Genomic DNA, 7073 nt, shown 5'->3' on the forward strand with positions numbered 1-7073 from the left:
GACCAACCCTGCTCGCCGATCAGAGGGACGAAGCGCACGCCGCCGAAATCCTCCTCGCTATAGGTTGCGGCGCCTGTCCGGGTGACTTTGAGCAGACGTTGCAAATCCGGGTCGTCGCCGACCGGAATGACGAGCCTGCCGCCGACATCGAGTTGCTCCTGAAGGGCGAGCGGTGCGCCGGGACCACTGGCTGTCACCACGATGGCGTCGAACGGCGCCGCCTGCGGCCAGCCCTTGGTGCCATCGCCTGTCCGAACCTCGATGTTTTGGTAGCCGAGTTTTTCAAACCGCCGCTTCGCGGCTTCGGCCAAACCGGGATGACGCTCTATCGTGTAGACCTGTTCGACGATCCGGCTCATCACCGCGGCCGCGTATCCCGAGCCGGTGCCAATTTCGAGCACATGGTCACCCGGTTTGACATCCGCCATCTCGATCATGAACGCGACAATGTAGGGTTGCGATATGGTCTGGCCATCGGCGATCGGCAGCGGCGTGTCTTCGTAAGCAAATTCCTCGAAGCCGGGTTCGACGAAGGCCTCGCGTGGAACTTCGCGCATTGCCTGCAGAATCTCACGGTCATGAATGCCACGCCGGCCGACATGGATATTGACCATTCGATCACGGGCACGAGGAAGATCGAGCATCTTTTAGCTCCCTTTGGTGCAACGCTTCGAGGCTATCCTTCGCGGTACCTGCCTTGAGCCTGGTCTTCGCGATTTCAGTTTCTAACCGCCGGAGGACTTCAAGGTTCCCGCCTATTTGCGGATAGGGCCGCAAGCCCGGCCGAGATGGCGTCCGGTCTCTCGGCCGCGTGGGTCGTGACGCCGACCCGAACGCGGCAGTCGGGGGTTGCTCAAGCGCAAAGATGCCCCAGTTATCACCAGCGAACCGAAGCTGGAGATGTCGATGAACGACAAGGCTGCCGCGACGCCGCAGGCCATCGGCCACGAACGGATCGACCTCATGGACCGCTACTGGCGCGCCGCGAATTACATCTCGGTCGGCCAGATCTACCTGCTCGACAATCCGCTGTTGCGCGAACCGTTGAAGGCCGAACACGTCAAGCCGCGGCTGCTTGGCCATTGGGGCACGACGCCGGGGCTGAACTTTCTCTACGTGCATCTGAACCGCGTCATACGCGAACGCGACCTCGATGCTCTGTTTATCTGCGGGCCGGGCCATGGCGGTCCCGCAATGGTCGCCAACGCCTGGCTCGAGGGCACCTATAGCGAGATCTATCCCGATATCGGGCAGGGCGAAGACGGCCTCAGGAAACTGTTCCGGCAGTTTTCCTTCCCCGGCGGCGTGCCAAGCCATGCCGCGCCCGAGACGCCAGGCTCCATCCATGAGGGTGGTGAATTGGGATATGCGTTGGTTCACGCCTTTGGCGCGGCCTTCGACAACCCGGATCTGGTGGTTGCCTGTATCGTTGGTGACGGCGAAGCCGAGACCGGTCCGCTCGCGGCGGCATGGCATTCCAACAAGTTCCTGAACCCGATGTCGGACGGCGCCGTCCTGCCGATCCTGCATCTCAACGGCTACAAGATCGCCAATCCAACGATCCTCGGCCGTATGGACGATCAGGAGTTGCGAAGTCTCTTCGCCGGCTATGGCTACGAACCGTTCTTCGTCGAAGGCCACGAGCCGCTTGCCATGCACCAGTCGATGGCCGCGACGCTCGACACGGTGCTCGATCGCATCCGGTCCATTCAGGAGCAGGCACGGGCTCCGGGATGGCATGGTCAACGCCCGCAATGGCCGATGATCGTGCTGCGCAGCCCCAAGGGATGGACAGGTCCCAAGGAGGTCGATGGCGAGAAGGTCGAGGGTTTCTGGCGTTCGCATCAAGTGCCGGTGTCGAACGCACGCGGAAATGAGGGCCACCGCAAGATCCTCGAGAACTGGATGCGAAGCTACGAACCGGGAGAGCTGTTCGATGAAAGCGGGCATCTGTTGCCGGGGCTCGCGGCACTTGCCCCAACAGGGACAAAGCGCATGGGCGCAAGCCCGTACGCGAATGGCGGACTGTTGAAGCGCGATCTTGTGCTTCCCGACTGGAAAAGCCTGGCGCTGGAAGTGCCTCGTCCGGGAGGCGTCGTCGCTGAAGCGACGCGGATTTGCGGAAGCTATCTTCGCGAGGTGTTCCGCCTCAATGCCGAGGCGCGGAATTTTCGCCTGATGGGGCCGGACGAGACGTCATCCAACCGCCTCGACGAGGTGTTCGAAGTTACCGATCGGCTCTGGATGCAGCGCATTGAACCCTACGACGTCCATCTTTCCCGTGACGGACGTGTCATGGAGGTGCTCAGCGAGCACCTCTGCCAGGGCTGGCTTGAAGGCTATCTGCTCACCGGCCGCCACGGCCTGTTCTCCTGCTATGAGGCCTTCATCCACATTGTCGATTCGATGGTCAACCAGCATGCCAAATGGCTGAAGACCTCCGGCGAGCTTGCCTGGCGCAAGCCGATCGCCTCGCTCAATTACCTTTTGACCTCGCATGTCTGGCGGCAGGATCACAATGGTTTCAGCCATCAGGATCCGGGCTTTGCCGATCTGGTCGCCAACAAGAAGGCCGATACGGTAAGGCTCTATTTTCCGCCGGATGCCAACACCCTGCTGTGGATCACAGATCATTGCCTGAGAACCTATAACCGCATCAATGTCATTACCGCCGGCAAGCAGCCGGCACCGCAATGGCTGTCCATTGAAGAAGCCGAAGCGCATTGCAAGGCGGGGGCGGGCATCTGGGAATGGGCCGGTACGGTTGCTCAGGGCGAGGAGCCCGACGTGGTCATGGCCTGCGCCGGCGACGTGCCCACCCTGGAAACGCTGGCCGCGACCGACATTCTGCGCTCTGCGATCCCCGACCTGAGAATCCGTGTCGTCAATGTTGTCGACCTGATGACGCTGCAGTCGAACACCGAGCATCCGCACGGGCTCGCCGATGGAGACTTCGATGCGTTGTTCACGAAGACACGGCCTGTAATCTTCGCCTATCACGGCTATCCCTATCTTATTCATCGCCTGACCTACCGTCGCGCCAACCATGACAACATGCATGTGCATGGCTTCCGCGAGGAGGGCACCACGACGACGCCGTTCGACATGGTGGTGCTCAACGAACTCGATCGCTACCACCTCGCGCTTGCCGCCATCGAACGTGTGCCGGGACTGGCCGAAAGGGCTGAAGGGCTTGCCGGCGAACTCCACGGCCGGTTGGTGAAGCACAGGGCTTATGTCCGCGAGCACGGCGAGGATATGCCCGAAATCCAGAAATGGAGCTGGCCCGACAAAGGCGCGGCAAAGGCGCGCCAATGACGCGTCGGTCGATCCTGGCGCTGAATGCCGGTTCGTCCAGCATCAAGTTCGCGCTTTACGATCTTGTCTCGTCACAGGATATGCAGCTCGTTTCGCGCGGCACGTTGGACTTGGGCGACACACCCACACTCCGCGCAAAAGCGGCCGACGGAACGGTGCAGTGCGATCGGCAGCTCGCCACCGACAAGCCGCGGGACGCGGCCATAGGCGAGATGCTGAATTGGGTGCAGGGCGAAATCGGCGAAAGAAACCTGCTCTGCGCCGGCCATCGTATCGTGCATGGCGGAAGCGAGTTCATCGAACCTGTCCGTCTGGCCCCAGACATCATCGACGCCATCGACAGACTGACGCCGCTCGCTCCGCTGCATCAGCCTCGCAGTCTCGCGCCGGTCCGCGCGATAGCCGCCTTGCAACCGGACCTGCCACAGGTTGGTTGTTTCGACACCGCTTTCCACCAGACGATCGATCCGCTCGTGCGGCGCTTCGCCCTTCCGCGCCAATATGAAGGGCAAGGCTTGCGCCGCTACGGGTTTCACGGTCTCTCCTATGAATACATCGCCGGGCGGCTCAGCGGGATATCGCCAACTCTTGCGGCGAAACGCACCATCGTCGCCCATCTCGGCAATGGTGCCAGCCTTTGCGCTTTGCGCGAGGGCAAGAGCATCGATACGACGATGGGGTTTTCGGCCCTGGATGGCCTCGTCATGGGCACGCGGTGCGGCGCCATCGATCCCGGCGTGCTGTTGCACTTCCTACTGGAAAGAGGCATCGCGGCTGAGGAGCTGCAGACGATGCTTTACGAGAAGTCGGGACTGCTCGGCGTATCCGGTATTTCGGGCGACATGAGGACGCTGGAAGGGAGCAACGATCCTCGCGCCCAAGAGGCGATGGCGCTTTTTGCCTTCCGCGCGGCGAGGGAAGCAGCAGCGCTTGCAAACACGATGGGTGGTCTTGAATGCCTCGTGTTCACCGCCGGCATCGGCGAACGGTCCGCGTCCATCCGCAAGGCCATATGCGAAAAATTGACCTGGCTTGGCGTGGTGCTTGAAGAACGCGCCAACGACATCCACGCCGAAATCATCAGTCGTCCCGAGAGCAAGGTGGAGGTGCGCGTGATTGCGACCGATGAGGAAAGTGTCGTTGCACGTCACAGCCGCAAGGTGATGCAAGCCTGAAGGCTCGCCATTGGCATCGGAAACCCGACGTCGGTTGGGCTCGGTAAAAGCGCGGGCAAGGGCATTCCCTGTACGAAAATTACCAAGCAAGCGGTCGGGGGAACCAACGGCCCATGGAAATATTGTGCGAGCAATCTCGGCTAAACCCGAGACCGTCGGCACGATGATCAGGCCGACAGCCTTACTTCAGGCATTGGCTGAGGAATCCATGTTTACGGACGATGTTGCGGTGAGGCGCCTGAAAATCCTGGTCCAGCAATATGTCGAGACACGCAAGAAACGCCACGATGTGATCTCTACCGCCAAGGCCGGAACCGCAATTCGGGAGGTGATGCCAAGTTGCCCGCTTTCGGGAAAGGCCTTCGATGATCTGATTGCGGCCTGCGCCATCGAGCATGGCCTGGCTGTGCTCTTCGACAATCCGGGTACATCAGGCACTGAAATCTGAGGCTGGCGCTTCCGATTCCATCGTCGCAATGAGGAGTTCAGTCGGCATGTCCAGGTACTTTTTCGACCTTCGAGACGAGAGCGGAAGCTTGCAGGAGGATCCCGAGGGCCAGGAATTTTCTGATCTAGCGAGCGCCGAGGAAAACGCGATGGCGTCGGCGAAGGAAATCCTCGCCGAAGAACTGCTGCATGGCAAGCCGCTGCGTACCGGATTGGCCTTCGAGATTTTTGACGAGAACCGCAACCTGGTGCTGCGCTTCCCCTTTGCGCTCGCGGCCGAAAAGGCCGGCGAGCCCCCTTAATCCCGAATTGCCTGGCGGCCGATCCCCTGCAGGGGTCATGCAAGCCGGGCCTCAATGCGTCCTATCCTTCCGCCTTGAAGTTTCTGGCTTCTTTCTCGACCTTGGGGCTGTCCTTGCCATGCTTTTGCATAAGCTCCTTGGCCTGCTTGGGTGAGACGTCGGTGGTCTCTGCCAAGCGCAGCGCCTTCTTGTCCTTGCTTTCGGTCTTCTGCTTCTTGGCCGTCATGGCTCTTGAACTCCCTTGAAGCCTGTTCCGATCGATCTTTGCCGGTCCCGAGCATATCCAGATGAATTGTCATTGCCTGGTTTGCTTCGACGAGACGTCAACGAGACGATGCGGGTCAGGTTCCGTGCATCGTCTGCTCATGTCCGAACTTGTCACGCCACGCGGCGATACCGATGGCGATCTCGGATGAATTCATTGAAGAAGCGGCCTTTTGAGAAAGCTTTGGTGAAAGCGGCATAAGTTACCGGAGCAACATCCTCATAGTCGTAACGTTTGCCGCTCGGAACAAACCAGACCGAGAGGATCCTGGTGGCGGGGTCGTATTGTGCGTTTCGGATCACGGTCGATGGCATGGTGGCACCCGACGGGTCTGCCCGAATAACCCGTTAGCGATCGTCAGGTTCCGCCGATGCCCTCGCGCCTTGCACCGCGACTACCGGTCGCGCGGGTTGCCCAACTTCGGGTCGCGCTTCCTCGAATATCGGTCGATGCGTGGCAGGCTGTCATCAAACTCGATGTACGGTAGCCTCAGATCCCAATAGGCATGGGCTTGCGGCTGAAAACCTTCAGGTTTGTCAAGAAAACCGACCGTCACGTAGAACTCGTCCGGCAGACCTTCGTCGCTATAGCCTATCGAGCTTCCACAGTCCGGGCAGAACGTGCGGGTGACGCCTGGCGTTTTCGAAAAGGCCTTCGGTGTCCCTCTAAGAAGCTGAAATTGCTCAGGCCGGTAACCGACCCAGATTGTCATCGGACTTCCGATGGCCCGGCGGCAATCGTCGTCGTGATCGTAGCATATCCAGAAAGGCTCTCCGTCCATGGCTGCGGCGATCCCTCCGCAGAAGCAGGCTCCGGTCTCGCGCCGCATCGTCTGTCCATCCTGTCGCGCCCAAGGGACGTTCAGAGAGCGGCCAAGCGGCCGCTCCCGTTCAAGGTGAAGTCCTCGAAATCATGCATCGTGATGCTCGGGCATGCTCTTGAGCTGATCCTTGGTCCAGTTCGTCACCGCGTGAACGTCGCCGTCTTCATCGCGCATGAATTCCAACTGGCTCGCGGGAACGGCCACCGGCTTGGCACCTATGCCGAGAAAGCCGCCGACATCGATGACGACCTGACTGGCGGCTCCAGAGCCGTGGACGTGCGAAACGCTGCCGACCTTGTTGTCGTCCGCGTCGTAAATCGTGGCGTCTTCGAGAATGTCTGGTGTCAGTTCGGTGCTTGTGAGGCGTACGCGGTTGGTGTGATCCATCGTTCGAGACTCCTGTTGGGTGGAGTATTTGAACCTCTCAGCCGAGCAAACGTTCCGAAGAATTTCGGGGCGACGGACGGACGACGCAAGGACGCAAGAACCCTCAAATCAGCCTCGGGCCCGAATTGACTCGCAAAGCTCTGTACGGAAGCGTACAAAAGGAAATCGTCAGCAGCACAATTGGGCGCTGACGCTTGGGAGTGACCACCGCTCTTGCCCATCGCGAGGCATGGCGTTGCATGGCAAAGGCGCCCGAGCACCCCGGTCTGCCAGTAGACGCGATAACCGCGCTGGCGCGGGATACAGGCGCCACTGAACAGCAGATACGCGAAATCATATTTCTCCAAGAGTTCGAT

The 7073-nt window shown here is 60.4% G+C and carries 9 protein-coding genes; 4 read left to right on the forward strand and 5 right to left on the reverse strand.

Translation table 11 applies throughout. From position 1 onward, the window contains the following. On the reverse strand, nt 1-644 hold a 644-nt coding region (locus EN964_RS19075; RefSeq protein WP_127276628.1), incomplete at its 3' end, for a protein-L-isoaspartate(D-aspartate) O-methyltransferase. 262 nt (nt 645-906) lie between these two features. On the opposite strand from EN964_RS19075, the gene EN964_RS19080 reads away from it, so the two are divergent. The 4 genes from EN964_RS19080 to EN964_RS19095 are packed head-to-tail and all read left to right on the forward strand — an operon-like array spanning nt 907 to nt 5242. Next, complete coding sequence (locus tag EN964_RS19080) at nt 907-3318, forward strand: phosphoketolase (RefSeq protein ID WP_127267423.1); 2412 nt, start codon at nt 907-909, stop codon at nt 3316-3318. Continuing rightward, nucleotides 3315-4493 carry an acetate/propionate family kinase gene (locus EN964_RS19085; RefSeq protein ID WP_127267422.1) on the forward strand — a complete coding sequence of 393 codons (1179 nt, stop codon included), beginning with the start codon at nt 3315-3317 and terminating at the stop codon, nt 4491-4493. Before EN964_RS19080 ends, EN964_RS19085 begins: the two co-directional genes overlap by 4 nt. A 10-nt stretch (nt 4494-4503) precedes the next feature. Further along, nucleotides 4504-4941 carry a hypothetical protein gene (locus EN964_RS38665; RefSeq protein WP_245456899.1) on the forward strand — a complete coding sequence of 146 codons (438 nt, stop codon included), beginning with the start codon at nt 4504-4506 and terminating at the stop codon, nt 4939-4941. Nucleotides 4942-4987: 46 nt separating this feature from the next. Beyond that, complete coding sequence (locus tag EN964_RS19095; RefSeq protein ID WP_127267425.1) at nt 4988-5242, forward strand: hypothetical protein; 255 nt, start codon at nt 4988-4990, stop codon at nt 5240-5242. A 61-nt stretch (nt 5243-5303) separates the two neighbouring features. Here EN964_RS19095 and EN964_RS19100 read toward each other — a convergent pair whose 3' ends face one another. The 4 genes from EN964_RS19100 to EN964_RS19115 all read right to left on the reverse strand — a co-directional run bounded on the left by EN964_RS19100 (nt 5304) and on the right by EN964_RS19115 (nt 6717). Then, a complete protein-coding gene (locus EN964_RS19100) occupies nt 5304-5468 on the reverse strand; it encodes a hypothetical protein (RefSeq protein WP_081738679.1) in 165 nt (54 codons plus the stop codon). Between the two features lie 152 nt (nt 5469-5620). Further along, a complete protein-coding gene (locus tag EN964_RS19105) occupies nt 5621-5821 on the reverse strand; it encodes a KTSC domain-containing protein (protein ID WP_127267421.1) in 201 nt (66 codons plus the stop codon). Between the two features lie 80 nt (nt 5822-5901). Then, the gene (locus EN964_RS19110; RefSeq protein WP_127267420.1) at nt 5902-6336 is read right to left on the reverse strand and encodes a GFA family protein; all 435 of its coding nucleotides are present in this window, start codon (nt 6334-6336) and stop codon (nt 5902-5904) included. An 81-nt stretch (nt 6337-6417) separates the two neighbouring features. Next, a complete protein-coding gene (locus EN964_RS19115) occupies nt 6418-6717 on the reverse strand; it encodes a PRC-barrel domain-containing protein (protein WP_127267419.1) in 300 nt (99 codons plus the stop codon). Nucleotides 6718-7073 lie beyond the last annotated feature (356 nt).

Source organism: Mesorhizobium sp. M7A.F.Ca.CA.001.10.2.1, from assembly GCF_003998575.1.
Classification (GTDB): domain Bacteria; phylum Pseudomonadota; class Alphaproteobacteria; order Rhizobiales; family Rhizobiaceae; genus Mesorhizobium.

Bases quoted from the DNA above. Each gene is read 5' to 3' on its own strand.
- EN964_RS19080 (WP_127267423.1), top strand. From the start codon at position 907: ATGAACGACAAGGCTGCCGCGACGCCGCAGGCCATCGGCCACGAACGG.
- EN964_RS19085 (WP_127267422.1), top strand. From the start codon at position 3,315: ATGACGCGTCGGTCGATCCTGGCGCTGAATGCCGGTTCGTCCAGCATC.
- EN964_RS19095 (WP_127267425.1), top strand. From the start codon at position 4,988: ATGTCCAGGTACTTTTTCGACCTTCGAGACGAGAGCGGAAGCTTGCAG.
- EN964_RS19100 (WP_081738679.1), bottom strand. From the start codon at position 5,468: ATGACGGCCAAGAAGCAGAAGACCGAAAGCAAGGACAAGAAGGCGCTG.
- EN964_RS19105 (WP_127267421.1), bottom strand. From the start codon at position 5,821: ATGCCATCGACCGTGATCCGAAACGCACAATACGACCCCGCCACCAGG.
- EN964_RS19110 (WP_127267420.1), bottom strand. From the start codon at position 6,336: ATGCGGCGCGAGACCGGAGCCTGCTTCTGCGGAGGGATCGCCGCAGCC.
- EN964_RS19115 (WP_127267419.1), bottom strand. From the start codon at position 6,717: ATGGATCACACCAACCGCGTACGCCTCACAAGCACCGAACTGACACCA.